Below are 16723 nucleotides of genomic sequence, written 5' to 3' on the forward strand. Positions count from 1 at the left end.
CGCGGGTGCCGGCATCGGCGCCGCCGTCCTCGCGGGCGGCCGCGTCGCCGGCGTCCGGCGGAGCGGGCGCGCGGTTTTCGGCATGCTCGTCGCGACCGCCGGGGTTCACCTCGGGGGTCGTGCGCTCTTCGGTATGATCTGCCATGTTACGAGTAAACCTCCGGTTTAAGAATGCCCACATAGGGGAGGTTGCGGTAGCGCTCGGCGAAGTCGAGACCGTAGCCCACGACGAACTCGTCCGGGCAATGCGCGCCCACGTACTTCGGGTCGATGGCCGCCTGCTTGCCCTCGACGTCCTTCCACAGGAACGCCGCGACCTCGAGCGAGGCGGGCTTGCGGCTGCTCAGGTTCTTCATGAGGTACTTGAGCGTGAGGCCCGAGTCGAGGATGTCCTCGACGATGAGCACGTCGCGCCCCTTGATGTCCATATCGAGGTCCTTCACGATGCGGACGATGCCCGAGCTCTTCGCGTTGCTCCCGTAGCTCGAGACCGCCATGAAGTCGATGGCGAGCGGCAGGTCGATGGCGCGCATGAGGTCGCCCATGAAGACGACGGCGCCGCGCAGGACGGCGATGAGCACCAGGTCCTTGCCCTGGTAGTCCCGGGTGATCTCCGCACCCAGGCGCTGCACGATCTGCGCGATGTCCTCCTCGCTGAAAAGGATGGTCTCGACATCCGGATGCATCGTCGAAAGCTCGCTCTTCTCCTCCATGGCAACCCTCCTGCTCGCCGTCTCTGTACGCAGCTTACCCCACCGAGCGGACAACGACCGCGGAATCGAGGGGGCGAATAGTTAATTGTATCAACACGCGGCTGAGCGCCGTGCATTTGAAGCGGTCGTCGAGGCGAATTCCGCCAACCCACACAACGGAGCCGCCGGGGGCCGTGCGCAGCACCGGCACGAGCTGACGCTCCGCCACGGGAACCTGCTCCTCGCCCAGGATGTCCGAGAGCTTCTTCGACCGCCCGTGCATGCCGAGCGGACACATGAGGTCGCCGGGCGCGGGCGAATCGACCCAGAGCCGCGCCCCGCGCGCCAGGGTGGCCGAGCCGTCGCCCGCTTCCTTCAGCGCCACGAGGTCCCGCTCGGCGTACCCGAGCGCGGCAGCGTCCACAAACGCGACCGCCTCGTCCGCCGCGGCATCGCGCGCCGCGTCGCGGGCGAGCGCCACGGCATCCGTCCCCGCCGGGACGCGCAGGGCGGACGCCTCGAGGACGCGCGAGGCGGCAAGCACCATGCGGCCGGGAACGGTGAGCCAGCCGGCCGCGAGCTCCTCGCGCGCCGCCGCCGTGCGCAGGGCGCAGGCACCGAACTCCATGCGCACGTCGATGCCGTCGGGCAGCGTCGTCGAGCCCGCCCCCGCCGCGACGAGCGCGAGCACCGCCTCCACATGGCGCAGCTCCAGCCGGGCGCCCTCGTCGAGCTGGCGCACGGCGAGCCGCACCATACGCCGCGCTATCGCGACCTCCGCCGAGGCGAGTCGCGCACCGTCGAGCACGATGAGCCCGTCCTGCTGGCGGCGCGTGCAGGCGCGAAGTGCCTGCGCGGCGAGCTTCGAGAGGAGCGCGTCCTCGTCGCCCAGGATGTCGCAGGCCGCGCCGACGTTGCGCACGACGTTCGCGTTGCGCTCGCGCATGAGGGGAATCACGCGGTGGCGCACAAAGTTCCGCAGGTAGGAGGTATCTTGGTTGCTCTCATCCTCGCGCCAGGCGATCCCTTTGACCTCGAGGAAGCGGCAGAGCTCCCCGTGGGTGCTGTCGATGAGGGGGCGCACGATGATGTTGCGACGGCGCGGGATGCTCGAGAGCCCCGCCGCGCCCGCGCCCTTGATGGCGTTCATGATGAACGTCTCCGCCCGGTCGCTCGCCGTGTGCGCCGTCACGATGCGCGCCGACGCACGCGAGCAGCCCGCCTCCGCGCAGAGCTCCCGCACGTAGCGGCGGGCGGCGGCATAGCGCACCTCGCGGGCGGCGGCCTCGAGGTTCTGCCCGCCCAGATCGGTGAACGACGCGTGCTCCACGCAGAGCGGCACGCCGTAGCGCGCGCAGAGCTCCCGCACGAACGCCTCGTCCGCATCGGAGGCCGCGCCGCGCAGGTGGTGGTTCACATGGAGCACGTGCAGCCGCTCGCGGGCGATGCGCGCCGCGCCCCGGCCGTCATCCAGGTCGAGCTGCGACGTGCACGCCATCACGAGCAGCGCGGTGGAGTCCGCACCGCCGGAAACCATGAGCACCACGGGCCCCGCCTGCTGCCGGGAGCGGCTGCCCCCACCGGCGTGATGCCGCGCGAACCGCTGCGCAACTGTTGGCATGTTCCCTCCGAACCATCTTCGCCGCATGTCTCGTACAATATCGCTTGTCGTTCCCAAAGCGCACCGGGCTTGTACCCGTGCGGGCGCCGCGCGATGCGCGCGCCTCCGGGAGCGTCCCAGGATTTCATTCTCTCACGGAAGGTCGCCCATGACGAACGCCCTGCACCTGCACATTCTCGGCAGCGGTTCGAAGGGGAACTGCTCGCTCGTGGAGTCGCCCGAGGGGCTCATCATGATCGACAACGGGTTCTCGCGCCGCGAGACGCTCGCGCGCATGCATGCGCTCGGGCTCGACGAGTCCCGCGTGCGCGCGCTCGTGCTCACCCACGAGCATGGCGACCACACCCGCGGCATCGCCGTGTGGTGCAAGCGGTTCGCGGGCGAGCTCTACGCAAGCGCGGGCACCCCCGCCGCGCGGCGCGGCTTCGAGGAGCTGCCCTTCCACGAGGTCGAGCCCGGGGAGGACGTGCAGATCGGCGACGTGCTCGTGGAAACCTTCCCCACCTCGCACGACGTGGTGAACCCCATGGGGATGCGCTTCATCGCGGGCGGCGACGCCATCGCCTTCGCGACCGACACGGGCGTGCTCACCCCGCCCGCGCTGAGGCTCCTTGCCGACGCGCGCATCCTGGCACTCGAATGCAACCACGACGTGACGATGCTCCGTCACGGCGGCTACCCGCGCTTCCTGCAGGAGCGCATCCTCTCAGACGAGGGGCATCTCTCGAACGCCCAGGCGGCAGAGGCGGTGCGGACGCTCGTCACCACGCGCACCGAGCAGCTCATCGCCATGCACATCTCGCAGGAGAACAACCGCCCGAGCCTCGCCGTCCGGACGCTCGCCGAGGCGCTCGGCGCCACGCTCGACAACAAGATCGGCTCGGCAGCGACGCTCGAGCGCCCGGGCGGGGCGCAGCCCCTCCACATCCGCGCCGCCGGCCAGGACCGCCCCCTCACCATCCTCTAGTGATAAAAACCAGACAGGCTGGTTTTTATCATCCCCCCGATCCCCGGGTGATAAAATCCAGCCTGTCTGGTTTTTATCAAAAAGGAGGCCCCCGAAGGGGCCTCCCTGCCAAGGTTTATGCGCGCGGGCACGTGTTAGTCGATCGAGACCTTGGTGACGTTCTTCTTCTCGACGATCTTCGGGACGGTGACCGTCAGCACGCCATCGGCGAAGCGGGCGGAAAGCCCCTCGTTCGAGGCATCCTTGAGGTAGATGCCGCGCGTCGCGCTGAACGCCGCGAACTCCTTCTGCAGGTAGTTCTTGTTCTTGTCCTCGTCCTTCTCCTCGACCTTCACCGAGATGGAGAGACGGCCCTCGTTGAGCTCGACGTCGATGTCGTCCTTGCTCACGCCCGCGAGGTACGCCTTGACCTCGTAGCCCTCACCGGTGTCCTCGACATCCATGGGGAACGCAGCCGACGAAGCGCCGGACGCCATGTCCATCATGTCATCGAACGCATCGAAGAGCGAGGTGTTGAAGGGACGAATGCCGAACATCGAACGATACGGAACCAAGCTAGCCATAATCAACCACTCCTTCGTGGGTTGCCCGGACGCTGTGTCCGGGACTTCTTTTGACGTTGTTGTTATGCCCGCTGGGCGCGCTTCTAAACATGATTGATTAGATTTTTTAAGCGTCACATTATCATCAAATCTAAGTCTCTTACACTTAGATTTAACCATCCATCACATATGGCGACTCTTTCAAAATGTAACCCCAGGTACGATATGATGCCTTTATGCATGAAGCGTGAACGGTCGCCTCGGGCGGCGGCCCGCGCGGTGGGACGGGTGCCCAGGATTTATCATGTACCTAACGGCGATATGCAATCGAGGGCTTATGGATGACGTGACCTCCAAGCGAAACGAAACAACGTCGGCGCCGCATGCGAACGCTGGCGCGTCGAGGACCCCGTATCGCCGCACCGTACCGCACCTTTCGCAGGCGCCCATCACCGACGAGAGCCTCTCCATGCCTCCGCGGCAAAACGCTGCGGGCGCGGCGCGCACGCCGAGCGGGGGCGGGCGGCGGCATATGGGCACCGCCACATCCGATCCGCAGTACCTTCCCCAGAACGGTCCCGCGCATCCCCGGCGCAGCCAGCCCGGAGACCCGTCGCAACACCTGCACTACGATCGCTACCTGCAGACCCCGACGTCGAAGAAGACCATCTTCACCGCCCGGCAGGAGCGGTCGCGCCGCCGCACGCTGCTTGCCGTGGTGCTCATCCTCATCGTCGCCGTCGTGCTCTTCGTCTGGTTCGTGTTCCTGCAGTAGCGGAACGGCAGCGCACCTCCCGAACCTCGCCACCCGTATCTCCCAAACTATGCAAAGCAAGGAAATAAGCGCCCCGTTTGAGGCGCTTATCTCCCGACTTTGCATATTCTGGAACGAACCGGCCGCCGTGAATCGCACGGCGCCCGTGTACCCGCGCCCCTACGACAGCAGCTCGCGACCGTCGGCCTCGATCTTCTCGATGAGCGCGTCGGCGGAAGCGGCGTCGTCGCCCTTCGCGAAGATGTAGATCTTGATCTTGGGCTCGGTGCCGCTCGGGCGGACGATGGCTTTGTTACCGCCCTCAAGGTCGAACTCGAGGACGTTCGCCTTCGGCAGGCCGTTCACGCCCTCCGCGTAGTCGACGACCTGCTCGACGGCGAGACCGGCCATCTGCGCGGGCGGCTCGGCGCGCAGCCCCGCCATGATGCCCGCCATCTTGCTCGCACCCTCGGCGCCGGGGTAGCTGAGCGACACGGTCTTGTTGTGGTAGTAGCCGTACTTCTCGTACAGGTCGCGCATCGCCTCGACGAGGTTCTTGCCCTTGAGGCGGTAATCCTGCGCCATCTGGCAGATGAGCAGCGACGCGTTCACAGCGTCCTTGTCGCGCACGTGGTCGCCCGAGAGGTAGCCGTAGCTCTCCTCGAAACCGAAGATGAAGCGGTCGGCCTCGTCGGCATCGGCGAGCGAGGTGATGATGTCGCCGATGTACTTGAAGCCCGTGAGGCAGCGGCGCAGCTCGAAGCCGTAGTCCTCGGCGAGCGCGTCAGCCATCGCGGAGGACACGATGGTGGTGACGGCGACCTTGCGGGAGAGGTCCTCGCCGCGCTCGGCGCGCATGCGGCAGATGTAGTCGAGCAGGAGCACGCCCATCTCGTTACCCGTGATGAGCGTGTAATCGTCGCCGTCGGCACAGGCCACGCCCACGCGGTCGGCATCCGGGTCGGTCGCGAGCAGGAGGTCGGGCTGCACCTCGCGGCACAAGTCGATGCCCTTCTGCATGGCCTCGCGGATCTCGGGGTTCGGATACGGGCAGGTGGGGAAATCGCCGTTGGGGTCGCGCTGCTCGGGGACGACGGTGATGTCCGTGATGCCCGCGCGGTTCAGCACGGTCGTGACGGGGATGAGGCCGGTTCCGTTGAGCGGGGTGTACACGAGCTTGAGCGGGGCCTTGGCGGCCTCCTCCGGCGTGAGGTTGCAGACGGACTTCGAGAGCACGGCGTCGTAGTAGCGGTCGAGGCAGTCGTCGTCAATCCACTCGATCATGCCCGCGGCCATGGCCTCGTCGAAGTCCATGGTCTTGATGCCGCCCCACATGTCCACGCGCGCGATGGCGGCGGAGATGGCGTCGGCGACCTCGGATGCGATCTGGCAGCCGTCGGGGCCGTAGGCCTTGTAGCCGTTGTACTGCGCGGGGTTGTGCGACGCGGTGACGCACACGCCGCCGGAGCACTTGAGGTCGCGGACCGCCCACGACAGCGTGGGTACCGGCGAGATCTTCGGGTACACGAGCGCCTTCACGCCGTTCGCCGCGAAGATGGAGGCAGCGGTCTTCACGAACAGCTCGCCGTTGTTGCGGCTGTCGCGGGCGATGGCGACCGTGGGGTGCTCGTAGGTCGCGACCAGGTAATCCGAGAAGCCCTGCGTGGCGCGGCCGACGGTGTAGATGTTCATGCGGTTCGTGCCGGCGCCGAGCGTGCCGCGCAGTCCGGCCGTGCCGAACTCGAGGTCCTGGAAGAAGGCGTCCGTGATGGCGTCCTCGTCCCCCGATTCCTTCAGCGCGACGAGCTCGGCCTTGAGCTCGTCATCCTTGACGTTGGCAAGCCATTCGTCGAGGAGCGCGTATACGTCTGCCATATGAAGCCTTCCTTTCGAGCAAAGCCCTGTCCTTCCCCGTGCGATCGTGGCGGGGCGGCGCCGAAGCGCAGTCTTGGTAAGCATCATACGACAAGCACAAGATGCGGGACGCATCGAGGCGATAGGCGCGCGGATTCATCGGTGACGGGATGGTTCGCGCGGCGCACGGGGTCGAACGAGGCTGCAACCCGTGGTACAATGCTCGCGCGGGCCGTTAGCTCAGCTGGCAGAGCAGGGGACTTTTAATCCCAAGGTCTAGGGTTCGAACCCCTAACGGCCCACCATCGATGCGCGAGGTCGGGCGGTATGCCCGGCCTTTTTGCATATCCGGGCGAATATCACTGCGATGTACACAGACTCCTAGGTGATAAAAAGGTGTCTGACACCATTTTATCAGGCGGAGCGCAGGGCGCGGTAGATGCTCGGCGCACTGATGCCCGTCAGGCGCGCCATCTGCTTCACGGTGATCCCCACATCGCGAAGCGCCTTGAGCGCCTCGGCGCGGCGCGCCAGCGGGAGCGCTTTCACCTTAGCGACATCCGGAGCCCCCGCCTGTGCCAGCGCCGCGCGGGCGACGGTCAGCGCGAGGTCGTCGGGCACGGGTGTGCCCTCGATGCGCCCGTCGAAGCACGGCGTCTCCTCCGCGCAGAAGCGGTCGAGCCCCTCCCGTCCGTCGAACAGCTCGAGCACCCGCGCGACGTCCGTGCAACCCTCGCCGCGCAGCACGTCCTGGTAGCTGCTCCACGGATACTCCTGCCACGAGCCCAACCCGGCGGCCGACGGGTTCTTCAGCACGTAGCGCACCACCTGCATGAGGTAGGCGTCGTCCTCGATGGCGAAGCTCCCGAACCGCTGCTCGAAGAGGTTGCCCGCGCTGCCATGGCGCAGGTTGAAGGCGCGCGCGTACGTGCCGCTCGTGCGCTGCATGGCACGGCTGAGCTGCTGCCTGGGATCGTCGAGCACCAGGTGCACGTGGTTGCTCATGAGGCACCATGCCACGAGGCCGATGCCCGCCGCCTCGGCGGACTCGGCCATGATCGTGCGGAACCGTTCGCGGTCGGCGTCATCCTCGAAGATGAGCTGCTTCGCGTTGCCACGCAGCACGACGTGATAGAAGCCCGATTCCGAAACCATGCGCCGTTGCCTGGACATGCTCAGCTCCGTTACCTCGCGATTGATAAAAAGGTGACTGACACCATTTTATCATTCCCAGCTCCACTGGCCGTTCACGAACACCGGGAGCTCGATGCCGTCGGCCTGGATGCCGGTGATCGTGAGGTCGTCGGAGCCGATCATGAAGTCGACGTGCACCGCCGAGGCGTTCACGCCGCGGTCGCGGAGCTCGTCCATGTCCATCTCGTAGCCGCCGTCGTAGCACTCCGGGAATCCCGTGCCGAGCGCCAGGTGGCAGCTTGCGTTCTCGTCGTAGAGCGTGTCATAGAAGAGGATCTCGCTCTCGCGGATGGGCGTGTTCTTGGAGATGAGCGCCACCTCGCCGAGGCGGCGGGCGCCCTCGTCGGTGTCGAGGATGCTCTTGAGCGTCTCAGCGCCCGTGCGCGCGCCGAAATCCACCACGCGACCGGCCTCGAAGCGCAGCCAGAAATCCTCGACCTTGCTCCCATGGTGGATGAGCGGGAGCGCCGCGTGCACGATGCCGTCGGCACGCAGGCGGTCGGGCGAGGTGAACACCTCCTCGGTGGGGATGTTGGGGAAGAACGGGTGCCCCTCGGGCGTCTCGCTCCTGCCGCCGGCCCAGATATGACGGTCGGTGAGACCCACGGTGAAATCCGTGCCATTCTCGGAGGTGTAGTGCAGGGCGTCGAAGTGCCGGTCGTTCAGGAAGCGCAGGTTCTTCTCGAAGGTCGCGTCGTGGAGCTCCCACGCGCTCTCGGGGTCTTCCCCATCGGCGCGAGCCGCGGCGAGGATGGCGCACCACAGGCGGTACACCGCGACCTCGTCGGGGGCACCGGGGAACACCTTGCGCGCCCAGGCCGTCACGGGCGCGCCGGCAATGCACCACGGGTTGACGTTGAAATCGAGGCCGCGACGGAACGCGGTGCACTGACTGTTCTTGGCCTTCGCCGCGGTCGCGGGCTTGACGGGGTCGATGTCCTTGAGCGCCTCGGGGTCGGATCCCTCGATGAAGATGAAGCACGCGCCCGCTGCGGCGAACCCGTCGAGCTGCACGCGCTGCCATTCCGGCGTCTGCTCGAAATACGCCGTCTCGACGTATTCGTACGTGAGGCGCGACACCTCGTCGTCGTTCCAGATGACCGTCACGTGGCCCGCACCGGCCTCGTAGGCGCTCCGCACGAGCACGCGCGCGAACGCGGCGCATTCCACGGGAGCCATCACCACGACCTCCTGGCCGGGCTCGACGTTCACCCCTTTGCGCACGATGAGCTGCGCGTAGCGCTCGATCTTGGGCGCGATGGCCGTCATGCCCGCGCGGGCGTCCTCCACGGTGAGGGCGACTTTGATCATCTCGGCTCCTTACGGCGAACAGGGGCGCGACGGTCGCATGCATGCGGAAACGAACATGCCGCGCGCCGTCGCTCCACATAATAAGGGCGCACCGCCGAGACCGGCATGGTGCGCCCCCTCAAAACTCGATTAGCGGCGAGAACGATGGTTCTTCTTCGGTCCGCGCTTCTTCGCAGGCTGCTCCTGCTCGGGCTCCTCGGCCGCCTTGGCCTCCTTGGTGCCCTTGCCCTTCTTCTCCGCCTCGCGCTCGGCCTCTTCCTCGAGGACCTCGATCACCTTGCGATCGGTCATGCCGGCCACCTGCGCCTTATAGAAGTTGCGCAGGGGACGGATCTTCACGAGGTCGTAGATGAAGCCGCCGATGACGAAGGCGTACGCGATGCCCAGGCCCACGAGCTGGCCCACGGCGATGGTCTCCGCGGGGATGAACGAGTTGAACACGCCGGTGAGCATGAGCCACACGACGACGATGCCCACGATACCCACAGCCTCGAGCACCCAGAAGAAGCGGCGCTTCGAGCGGTACTCCTCGTCCTGCTTCATGAGGATGTTGGCCGCGGAGTACATGTGGTCTTCCTTGGCGCGGAGCTCCTGCTTGCGCGCCTTCTTCTCGGCCTTCGAAAGTCCCTCGAGCGACTCGCCCTGCTCGTACTCCTTGCGGCGGGTCTTCGCGCTCGCGGAGACGACGCGCACGGAACCCGCGGCGGCGCGGGCGGGCTTGGCGGATGCGGCGGACTTCCTCGTAGCACCCGTGAAATCGCGTTCCTGGGTGCGCTTGTTGGTTGCGCTCCGGATAGTCACTTACTCGTTTCCCTTCATGCTTACGAATTCGGTACCGGTGATGATCTGGTACGCCTCGCGATAGCGCTCGGACGTGCCCTCGATGACCTCGGTGGGCAGGTGCGGCGGCTCGCCGGTCATATCCCAGTTGGCACGGAGCCAATCGCGCACGTACTGCTTGTCGTAGCTCGGCTGGACGGCGCCCTCCTCATAGCTCGCCGCGGGCCAGAAGCGGCTCGAATCCGGCGTGAGGCACTCGTCGATGAGCGTGACCTTGCCGTCGATGATGCCGAACTCGAACTTGGTGTCGGCGATGATGATCCCGCGTGTGGCGGCGTACTCCGCGGCGGCGCTGTAGATCTTGAGCGAGTAGTCGCGAATCTGCTCGGCGATGTCCTCACCGACGATCTCCACGCAGCGGTCGAACGAGATGTTCTCGTCGTGGTCGCCGAGCGCGGCCTTCGTGGACGGGGTGAAGATGGGCTCGGGCAGCTTGGATGCCTCGGTGAGGCCGGCGGGCAGGGCGATGCCGCACACGGTGCCGTCCTCGTCGTAGGTCTTCTTGCCGCTGCCGGTGAGGTACCCGCGCACGATGCACTCGACCGGGATGGTCTCCGCGCGGCGCACGAGCATGGCGCGGCCGGCCAGGTAATCGCGGTACTCGGCGAACTCCGCCGGGAAATCGTTCACATCGATGGACACGAGGTGGTTGGGGACCAGGTCGGCGAACTTGTCGAACCAGAACGCCGAGATGCGGTTGAGCACCTCGCCCTTGAAGGGAATCTCATCCGGCAGGATGTAGTCGAAAGCCGAGATGCGGTCCGTCGCCACCATGAGCAGGTTCTCGCCCGCCTGGTAGATATCGCGCACCTTGCCATGGGAATCCGGACGACGCTCCATGTTTGCCACGTGGAATCAACTCCTCTTGCATGTACACCGGGCACGGCTGACACCGTGATAAAAACCAGCCTGTCTGCTTTTTATCACGGCGCCAGCCGCTATATCCTAGTGTTCCATTGTAGATGAAGCGGGCTCCGTCATGTGCTCGCGCGGCAGATGAATCGTAAATGTCGTGCCTTTTCCAAGTTCGGATTCGACCGAGATGTAGCCGTGGTGGCGCTCGACGATCTGCTTGGTCACGGAGAGCCCCACGCCCAGGCCGCCGGCCTCGCGGGCGCGGCTCGCATCGGCGCGCCAGAAGCGCCCGAAGATGCGCGACAGGTCCTCCTTGGCGATGCCGATGCCCGTGTCGGAGACGATGATCTGCACGGTGCGGCGGTCGGCGCGCACGGAGACGACGACCCAGCCGCCCTCGGGCGTGTAGCGCATCGCGTTGCTCATGAGGTTCACGACGGCCTGGGTGATCATGTCCGCGTCGACATCGATGACCGCGGCACGTCCCTGGGTGTCGTCCGAGAACCGGAGCCTGAGGTCGCGCTTGATGAACAGCTGCTGCTGGCCGTCCACGATGCGCCGCACGAACGGCACGATGTCCACCGGCTCCAGGTTGAGCGGCGTCGTGCGGTTCTCCATGCGCGAGAGGTCGAGCATCTGCTGCACGAGGCGCGCGAGGCGGCGCGTCTCGGAGGCGACCGTCTCGAGGTGCTCGTCGTCGCAGGGCAGGACCCCGTCCTGCATGGCCTCGACCGTCGCGAGCATCGCCATGAGGGGCGTGCGCAGCTCGTGCGCCACGTCCGAGGTGATGCGCCGCTCGTGCTTCAGGTCCTTCTCGAGCGAGGTCGCCATCTCGTCGAAGGTCTCGCCGAGCCGGTCGATCTCGTCGTCGCCGCGCAGGCCGGTGCGTGCGGAAAGGTCCCCGTCGCGGATCTGCTTCGCCGTGCCGGTGATGCGGCGCAAGGGGTTCGTGAGCATGCGCGACACGAAGATGCCGATGATGACCGCGATGGTGACCGCCGCGATCGAGGCGATGAACATGGCGTTGAAGGTGCGGTCGCGGAAGGCGGTGTCGGCCTTGCCCAGCAGGGCATCGGATCCGAAGACCCAGAGGCGCACCTTGCCCACCACGGTCCCGTTGGCGAGGACGATGTCGCGCGTCACCGACGCCGAGGCATCGGTCGGAGCGCTCGAGGTGAGGCCTTGGGTCTCATGTGCGTCGCTGCCCGCCGTGCCCACCGCGGGCGCCGCCGGCCACGAATCGTCGTACACGATGGTGCCGCTCGCATCGATGACCTGCAGGCCGATATCGTCCGAGACGATGCTCGAGTCCGCGATCTCGGAGAGCGTGGCGATGCTCCACTTGCCGCTCGTCTCGTACATCGAGGCGAGGCGCGAGGCCGTGGCCTCGGCGATGTCGGTCATGTTCGTGCGCGTGTAATCGGTGAAGGCGCCGCTCCACACCACGGCGACCACGCCCACGAGCACGAGCACCGTCATGATCGAGGCGAGCGCGAACGAGGCGGCCATGCGCGTGGCATAGCTCATACCCGGATGCGTGTCCGAGCGCGGCGTGTTCCACTGCGCCCGGGAGCTCGGCTCCTCGGTCTGCTTGTGCTTTGTCCCGGTCTCGATGCGTGCGGGCAACATGGCAGCGCGCTACTTCGCGTCCTGGGTGCCATCCTCCGCCGGCTTCGCGGGCGCCTCGAAGCGGTACCCCACGCCATGGACGGTGAAGAGCCACTTCGGGTGCTTGGGGTCGTCGCCGAGCTTGGCGCGGAGATTCTTCACGTGGCTGTCGATGGTGCGCTCGTAGCCCTCGAAGTCATAGCCGAGCACCTTCTCGACGAGCTCCATGCGGTTGTACACGCGGCCCGGGTGACGGGCGAGCGTGGTAAGGAGCTTGAACTCGGAAGCGGTGAGGTCGACTTCCTTGCCCTCGACGAGAATCTTGTGACCCGAGATGTCGATGACCAGGTCGCCGAAGTCGAGCACCTCGACCTGCGGCTCGTCAGTGAGATGCGTGCGGCGGAACAGCGCCCTCACGCGCGCGACGAGTTCGCGCGGGCTGAACGGCTTGATGAGGTAATCGTCCGCGCCGAGCTCGAGGCCGATGATGCGGTCCTCGACCTCGCCCTTCGCGGTGAGCATGATGATCGGCACGTCGGAGGTGTCGCGGATCGCGCGGCACACGCGCTCGCCCGAGAGCTTGGGAAGCATGAGGTCGAGCACGATGAGATCGAACTGATGCTTCTCGAACTCCTCGACCGCGGACTGACCGTCACCGACGCCGACGACCCAATAGCCTTCGCGCTCGAGATACGCTGCGACGGCATCGCGAATAGCCTTCTCATCTTCGACGAGCAGAATCCTTCTTGCGTCCGAAGCCATATCAGGCCTCCTTATCACTTTTCACCGAACCATCACATTGTAGCGTATACCGCGCTGCGAGGTGCAAGCGCGACGCTCGCTGGCGGTCTTTGGCCGTTCGCCGGCAGATTCTGCGCCTATTATTTCCATGTCGGCCGCATTCTTTCCGGAGGAAGCCATGCCATATTATATCCGCACCGCCACACCCGCCGATGCCGCGGGCGCGCTCGCGGTCTACGCCCCGTTCGTCACCGATACCACGGTGAGCTTCGAGCTCGAGCCTCCCACGGTCGCGGAGTACGCCGAACGCATCGCGCACAAGCTCGAGTGCGCGACGTTTCTCGTGGTAACGGATGGTGTCGACGGATCCATCGTCGGCTTCGCCTACAACGGGGAGTTTAGGGAGCGGCCAGCCTACGACTGGGCGTCCGAGATCTCGATCTACCTGGCTCCCGACCACCAGGGGCACGGGCTGGGTTCGGAGCTGCTGCGCGCGCTCGAGGAGCTCATGCGGGCGCAGGGCGTGGTCATGAGCGAGGCGTGCATCACGTCGAGCAACACCGCCTCGATAGCGTTTCACGCGAAACATGGCTATATGCTATGTGGCGAGCACCATGCCTGCGGGTTCAAGCTGGGTTCTTGGCTCGATGTGACGTGGATGGAGAAGATGCTCGAAAACCCGCGCACGCCGCCCGCGCCGCGCCGGCGCGTTCCCGAGGCGGAGGCGGCGCGCATCCTCGCCGCCGCGAACGAGCGGCTGCGTGCCCGGTAACCCCTACAGCTGGAACACGCGGGCGGTAACGCTCTCCGGGATGCCCGTGGTTCCGCGCACCGTGGCGAAGGTGAGGAACTGGCTCGACTGCCCCTCCGTGGCGGGGAAGTCGCCGTACTCGGTGGAGCGGTCGGGCGAGTAGAGCACGCCGTAGGTCTGCGCGTCCGTGTCGACGATGAGGTGCGACGACTGCGTCTTGATGAGGTACGTGCTGCCGTTGCCCGAGATCTGCGACAGCGGCTCGCGGCGCACGTAGAGGTAGGGACCGCCGGAGACGCCCAAGAACGAGCCCATGTTGCCGAGGCTGCCCGCGCCGTCGTACGACGCCTCGACCGAGAACGCGAAGCGATCCCCCAGGTACTCGGCATCGAGCGGCGAGACGGGGCTCGGCATGACGAGCTGGTCGACCTGGTCGTAGTTCTTGCTGGTCAGATCGAGTGCGGTGAGGCCGTAGTAGGTTCCCTCGTCCTCGCGCACGCGCGGGGCGATGGTGAGCACGTCGCCGGAAACGCGCGGGGTCGTCGCGAAGCGGCCATGAGAGGTCCAGATATCGATGCCCTCGTCCGCACCGACGCTCCAGATATAGCAATGCGAATCCTCGCCCGACGATGACCCCGTCGAGAGCGGCATCCGCTGCCAGATCACGCTATCGCCGTGCACCGTGATGCGCGGCGGCTCCCAGTTCTCGTCGCCCTCGTCGAGCTTCACCGGGTCGCCCGCGAGCGAGCCGTCGGAGAACTGCTGGCCGAAGAGCGCCCAGGAGCGATCCGTGTAGTTGATCTCGATCCACGCGAACACACTGTCCGAGCAGCGCACGTCGAAGTACGTGTAGGGCGAGCCCTGCGTCGCGTCCTCCTTGACGGTGACGAGGTTGCCGCTCGAGAGGCTGAGCGCGCCGAGCGTGTTGATGTGCGCGGCGGATTCCGGCGTGAGCATCGCCGCGGACCACGCCGCGTTGCCCGCATGGAAGAGCAGGGTCCCCAGGGGAAGCGTCCAGGTCGCGCTCGGCGTGAGCGTCGCGTCGGTGTACTCGTAGTCGCCGTCGAGCACGCTGATGATGAGCGAGCTATCGGTGACCACCTGCGGCTCGCCGGTCTGGGTGTGGTTCTCGCTGGACGAGCACGAGGTGAGCGCGATCGCCGCCATGCCCGCGCCCGCGGCGGCAGCGCTGCCGATCGCGAACGAGCGCCGGGAGAGGGACCGGTCAAATATCATGCCTGTGCCCTTGCCTGCTCTTGAGCCGCGTCGAGCGCGCAGCACAGCCGGTCGGCGCAGGACGTGGAGCGCGGGCCGCACGTGTTGCCGCGCAGGATCGCGGTGATCTCCGCGACGGGGTGGCCGGCGACGAGCTTGCTGATGGCCTTGAGGTTGCCGTTGCAGCCGCCGGTGAAGGCAACGCCCTCGATGACCTCGCCCGCGTCATCAAGCTCGACGTGGATGTTCTTGGAGCACACGCCGCGCGGCTTGAAATCGATTGCGACCATAGTGATTCCTTTCATCGGATGGGTTGGTTGGGGACGTGTTCCTTTCAACCCCTTTTTGGTTCAGCCCGCAGGGCGGATCGGGGACGCCCCCCCCTCCCCGGGTTAGTCGAAGCTCAGCTGCTGCAGACGGTCGAACACCACGTCGACGCGCGTGAGGAAGCTCCACGGGTCGAAGATGCGGTCGAGCTCCTCGGAGCTCACGGTGCAGCGCGGGTCCGCCTCGAGCTTCTCGCGGAACGTCGTGCCCGCCACGCACTGCTGCACCTCGCGCCACGTGGCCATAGCGTTCTCCTGCACGATCGCATACGCCTCCTCGCGCGTGATGCCCGTCTCCACGAGAGCGAGCAGCACCTTGGAGGAGAAGATGAGGCCGCGCGTCTTGTTGAGGTTCGCCTTCATCTGCTCCGGGTAGAGGATGAGGCCGTCCACCACGCGGATGAGGCACTGGAACATATGGTCGAGCGCGATGAAGCTATCGGCCTGCGCCACGCGCTCGGCGGAGCTGTGGGAGATGTCGCGCTCGTGCCACAGCGCCACGTTGTCGAAGGCGACCTGGGCGTTGGCCTTCACCACGCGGGAGAGGCCGCAGACCTTCTCCATGGTGATGGGGTTGCGCTTGTGCGGCATGGCCGAGCTGCCCTTCTGCCCCTTCTTGAACGGCTCCTCGGCCTCGAGGGTGTCGGTCTTCTGAAGGTTGCGAATCTCGGTGGCGATGCGCTCGCAGGTGGCCGCCGTGGTGGCGAGCACGCCGGCGAGGTAGGCGTGGTGGTCGCGCGAGATGACCTGCGTGGAGAGTGGGTCGTGCACGAGACCCAGGTGCTCGCAGACGTACTCCTCGACAAACGGGTCGATGGAGGAATACGTGCCCACCGCACCGGAGATAGCGCCGAAGGCGACGTTGGCGCGGGCGTCCTTGAGGCGGTCGTAATCGCGCTTGAGCTCCCATGCCCAGCTGCCGAACTTCATGCCGAAGGTCATGGGCTCGGCGTGGATGCCGTGCGTGCGGCCGACGCACAGGGTGTCGCGCTCCTCGAAGGCGCGGCGCAGGCAGATCTCGCCGAGCTTGCGGCAGTCCTCGATGAGGATGTCCGTGGCCTGGACGAGTTGGTAGCACAGGGCGGTGTCGCCGAGGTCGGAGGAGGTCATGCCGAAGTGCACCCAGCGGGACGGCTTGGGCTGGCCCTCGGGGACGTCGCGGTCGATGTACTCGCCCATATTGGTGAGGAAGGCGATCACGTCGTGGTTGGTGACGGCCTCGATGGCGTCCACCTCGTCCTTGTTGAAGGCGGCATGCTCGCGGATCCACGCGGCCTCCTCCTTCGTGATGCCGATCACACCCATCTCCGCGTGCGCCTCGCAGGCGAGCACCTCGATTTCCTGCCAGATGGAGTACTTGTTCTCGAGCGAGAAGATGTGGCCCATCTCGGGACGGGTGTAGCGATCGATCATACGAGCTCCTTCGTTCCCCGCGCGCGGGGCGCGGCCTAT

The 16723-nt window shown here is 66.3% G+C and carries 16 protein-coding genes and 1 tRNA gene; 4 read left to right on the forward strand and 13 right to left on the reverse strand.

Annotation, left to right across the window (positions count from 1 at the left end; genetic code table 11):
- Nucleotides 1-146: 146 nt before the first annotated feature.
- Both hpt and tilS read right to left on the reverse strand, forming a co-directional pair.
- Nucleotides 147-713, reverse strand: coding sequence for a hypoxanthine phosphoribosyltransferase (hpt, locus tag BN423_RS09880; protein WP_019240087.1), 567 nt, complete (start codon nucleotides 711-713; stop codon nucleotides 147-149).
- Between the two features lie 34 nt (nucleotides 714-747).
- Nucleotides 748-2313: a tRNA lysidine(34) synthetase TilS gene (gene tilS / locus BN423_RS09885; protein WP_232385571.1), complete on the reverse strand. Its 1566-nt coding sequence runs from the start codon at nucleotides 2311-2313 to the stop codon at nucleotides 748-750.
- Between the two features lie 148 nt (nucleotides 2314-2461).
- On the opposite strand from tilS, the gene BN423_RS09890 reads away from it, so the two are divergent.
- Nucleotides 2462-3280, forward strand: a complete 819-nt coding sequence (locus BN423_RS09890; RefSeq protein WP_019240089.1) for an MBL fold metallo-hydrolase — start codon at nucleotides 2462-2464, stop codon at nucleotides 3278-3280.
- A 134-nt stretch (nucleotides 3281-3414) separates the two neighbouring features.
- Here the strand turns inward: BN423_RS09890 and BN423_RS09895 are convergent, their stop codons facing one another.
- Complete coding sequence (locus BN423_RS09895; RefSeq protein ID WP_019240090.1) at nucleotides 3415-3843, reverse strand: Hsp20/alpha crystallin family protein; 429 nt, start codon at nucleotides 3841-3843, stop codon at nucleotides 3415-3417.
- 448 nt (nucleotides 3844-4291) lie between these two features.
- Here BN423_RS09895 and BN423_RS09900 point away from each other — a divergent pair, with 448 nt between their 5' ends.
- Nucleotides 4292-4597, forward strand: coding sequence for a hypothetical protein (locus BN423_RS09900; protein WP_232385572.1), 306 nt, complete (start codon nucleotides 4292-4294; stop codon nucleotides 4595-4597).
- Between the two features lie 159 nt (nucleotides 4598-4756).
- Here BN423_RS09900 and BN423_RS09905 read toward each other — a convergent pair whose 3' ends face one another.
- A complete protein-coding gene (locus BN423_RS09905) occupies nucleotides 4757-6451 on the reverse strand; it encodes a phospho-sugar mutase (protein WP_019240092.1) in 1695 nt (564 codons plus the stop codon).
- Between the two features lie 208 nt (nucleotides 6452-6659).
- On the opposite strand from BN423_RS09905, the gene BN423_RS09910 reads away from it, so the two are divergent.
- A tRNA-Lys gene (locus BN423_RS09910) sits at nucleotides 6660-6735 on the forward strand.
- A gap of 109 nt (nucleotides 6736-6844) precedes the next feature.
- On the opposite strand, the gene BN423_RS09915 is transcribed toward BN423_RS09910, so the two are convergent.
- The 6 genes from BN423_RS09915 to BN423_RS09940 form a co-directional block, all read right to left on the reverse strand.
- Nucleotides 6845-7603 (reverse strand): transposase, encoded by a 759-nt coding sequence (locus BN423_RS09915; RefSeq protein WP_026089082.1) that lies wholly within the window; start codon nucleotides 7601-7603, stop codon nucleotides 6845-6847.
- Between the two features lie 51 nt (nucleotides 7604-7654).
- On the reverse strand, nucleotides 7655-8935 hold the full coding sequence (locus BN423_RS09920) for an aminopeptidase (protein ID WP_019240094.1): 1281 nt from the start codon (nucleotides 8933-8935) through the stop codon (nucleotides 7655-7657).
- A 129-nt stretch (nucleotides 8936-9064) separates the two neighbouring features.
- Nucleotides 9065-9736 (reverse strand): hypothetical protein, encoded by a 672-nt coding sequence (locus BN423_RS10925; RefSeq protein ID WP_019240095.1) that lies wholly within the window; start codon nucleotides 9734-9736, stop codon nucleotides 9065-9067.
- Complete coding sequence (locus tag BN423_RS09930; RefSeq protein WP_019240096.1) at nucleotides 9737-10615, reverse strand: phosphoribosylaminoimidazolesuccinocarboxamide synthase; 879 nt, start codon at nucleotides 10613-10615, stop codon at nucleotides 9737-9739.
- 105 nt (nucleotides 10616-10720) lie between these two features.
- The gene (locus BN423_RS09935) at nucleotides 10721-12259 is read right to left on the reverse strand and encodes a sensor histidine kinase (protein WP_019240097.1); all 1539 of its coding nucleotides are present in this window, start codon (nucleotides 12257-12259) and stop codon (nucleotides 10721-10723) included.
- 9 nt (nucleotides 12260-12268) lie between these two features.
- The gene (locus BN423_RS09940; RefSeq protein ID WP_019240098.1) at nucleotides 12269-13000 is read right to left on the reverse strand and encodes a response regulator transcription factor; all 732 of its coding nucleotides are present in this window, start codon (nucleotides 12998-13000) and stop codon (nucleotides 12269-12271) included.
- A 157-nt stretch (nucleotides 13001-13157) separates the two neighbouring features.
- On the opposite strand from BN423_RS09940, the gene BN423_RS09945 reads away from it, so the two are divergent.
- Nucleotides 13158-13751 carry a GNAT family N-acetyltransferase gene (locus tag BN423_RS09945; RefSeq protein ID WP_019240099.1) on the forward strand — a complete coding sequence of 198 codons (594 nt, stop codon included), beginning with the start codon at nucleotides 13158-13160 and terminating at the stop codon, nucleotides 13749-13751.
- Between the two features lie 3 nt (nucleotides 13752-13754).
- On the opposite strand, the gene BN423_RS09950 is transcribed toward BN423_RS09945, so the two are convergent.
- From BN423_RS09950 to purB, 3 genes are all read right to left on the reverse strand, one after another.
- The gene (locus BN423_RS09950; protein WP_019240100.1) at nucleotides 13755-14966 is read right to left on the reverse strand and encodes a hypothetical protein; all 1212 of its coding nucleotides are present in this window, start codon (nucleotides 14964-14966) and stop codon (nucleotides 13755-13757) included.
- A complete protein-coding gene (locus tag BN423_RS09955) occupies nucleotides 14963-15235 on the reverse strand; it encodes a TIGR03905 family TSCPD domain-containing protein (protein ID WP_019240101.1) in 273 nt (90 codons plus the stop codon). Before BN423_RS09955 ends, BN423_RS09950 begins: the two co-directional genes overlap by 4 nt.
- A 102-nt stretch (nucleotides 15236-15337) precedes the next feature.
- Entirely contained in the window at nucleotides 15338-16684 is a 1347-nt protein-coding gene (gene purB / locus BN423_RS09960; RefSeq protein WP_019240102.1) for an adenylosuccinate lyase, read from the reverse strand.
- Nucleotides 16685-16723 lie beyond the last annotated feature (39 nt).

It is taken from the genome of Enorma timonensis, assembly GCF_000321165.1.
Classification (GTDB): Bacteria; Actinomycetota; Coriobacteriia; order Coriobacteriales; family Coriobacteriaceae; genus Enorma.

Excerpts from the sequence above, each read along its gene's own strand:
- BN423_RS09945 (WP_019240099.1), top strand. The coding sequence starts at position 13,158 with ATGCCATATTATATCCGCACCGCCACACCCGCCGATGCCGCGGGCGCG.
- BN423_RS09920 (WP_019240094.1), bottom strand. The coding sequence starts at position 8,935 with ATGATCAAAGTCGCCCTCACCGTGGAGGACGCCCGCGCGGGCATGACG.
- BN423_RS09915 (WP_026089082.1), bottom strand. The coding sequence starts at position 7,603 with ATGTCCAGGCAACGGCGCATGGTTTCGGAATCGGGCTTCTATCACGTC.
- BN423_RS09890 (WP_019240089.1), top strand. The coding sequence starts at position 2,462 with ATGACGAACGCCCTGCACCTGCACATTCTCGGCAGCGGTTCGAAGGGG.
- BN423_RS09935 (WP_019240097.1), bottom strand. The coding sequence starts at position 12,259 with ATGTTGCCCGCACGCATCGAGACCGGGACAAAGCACAAGCAGACCGAG.
- purB (WP_019240102.1), bottom strand. The coding sequence starts at position 16,684 with ATGATCGATCGCTACACCCGTCCCGAGATGGGCCACATCTTCTCGCTC.
- BN423_RS09895 (WP_019240090.1), bottom strand. The coding sequence starts at position 3,843 with ATGGCTAGCTTGGTTCCGTATCGTTCGATGTTCGGCATTCGTCCCTTC.
- BN423_RS09905 (WP_019240092.1), bottom strand. The coding sequence starts at position 6,451 with ATGGCAGACGTATACGCGCTCCTCGACGAATGGCTTGCCAACGTCAAG.
- BN423_RS09950 (WP_019240100.1), bottom strand. The coding sequence starts at position 14,966 with ATGATATTTGACCGGTCCCTCTCCCGGCGCTCGTTCGCGATCGGCAGC.
- hpt (WP_019240087.1), bottom strand. The coding sequence starts at position 713 with ATGGAGGAGAAGAGCGAGCTTTCGACGATGCATCCGGATGTCGAGACC.
- tilS (WP_232385571.1), bottom strand. The coding sequence starts at position 2,313 with ATGCCAACAGTTGCGCAGCGGTTCGCGCGGCATCACGCCGGTGGGGGC.
- BN423_RS09930 (WP_019240096.1), bottom strand. The coding sequence starts at position 10,615 with ATGGAGCGTCGTCCGGATTCCCATGGCAAGGTGCGCGATATCTACCAG.
- BN423_RS09940 (WP_019240098.1), bottom strand. The coding sequence starts at position 13,000 with ATGGCTTCGGACGCAAGAAGGATTCTGCTCGTCGAAGATGAGAAGGCT.
- BN423_RS09900 (WP_232385572.1), top strand. The coding sequence starts at position 4,292 with ATGCCTCCGCGGCAAAACGCTGCGGGCGCGGCGCGCACGCCGAGCGGG.
- BN423_RS09955 (WP_019240101.1), bottom strand. The coding sequence starts at position 15,235 with ATGGTCGCAATCGATTTCAAGCCGCGCGGCGTGTGCTCCAAGAACATC.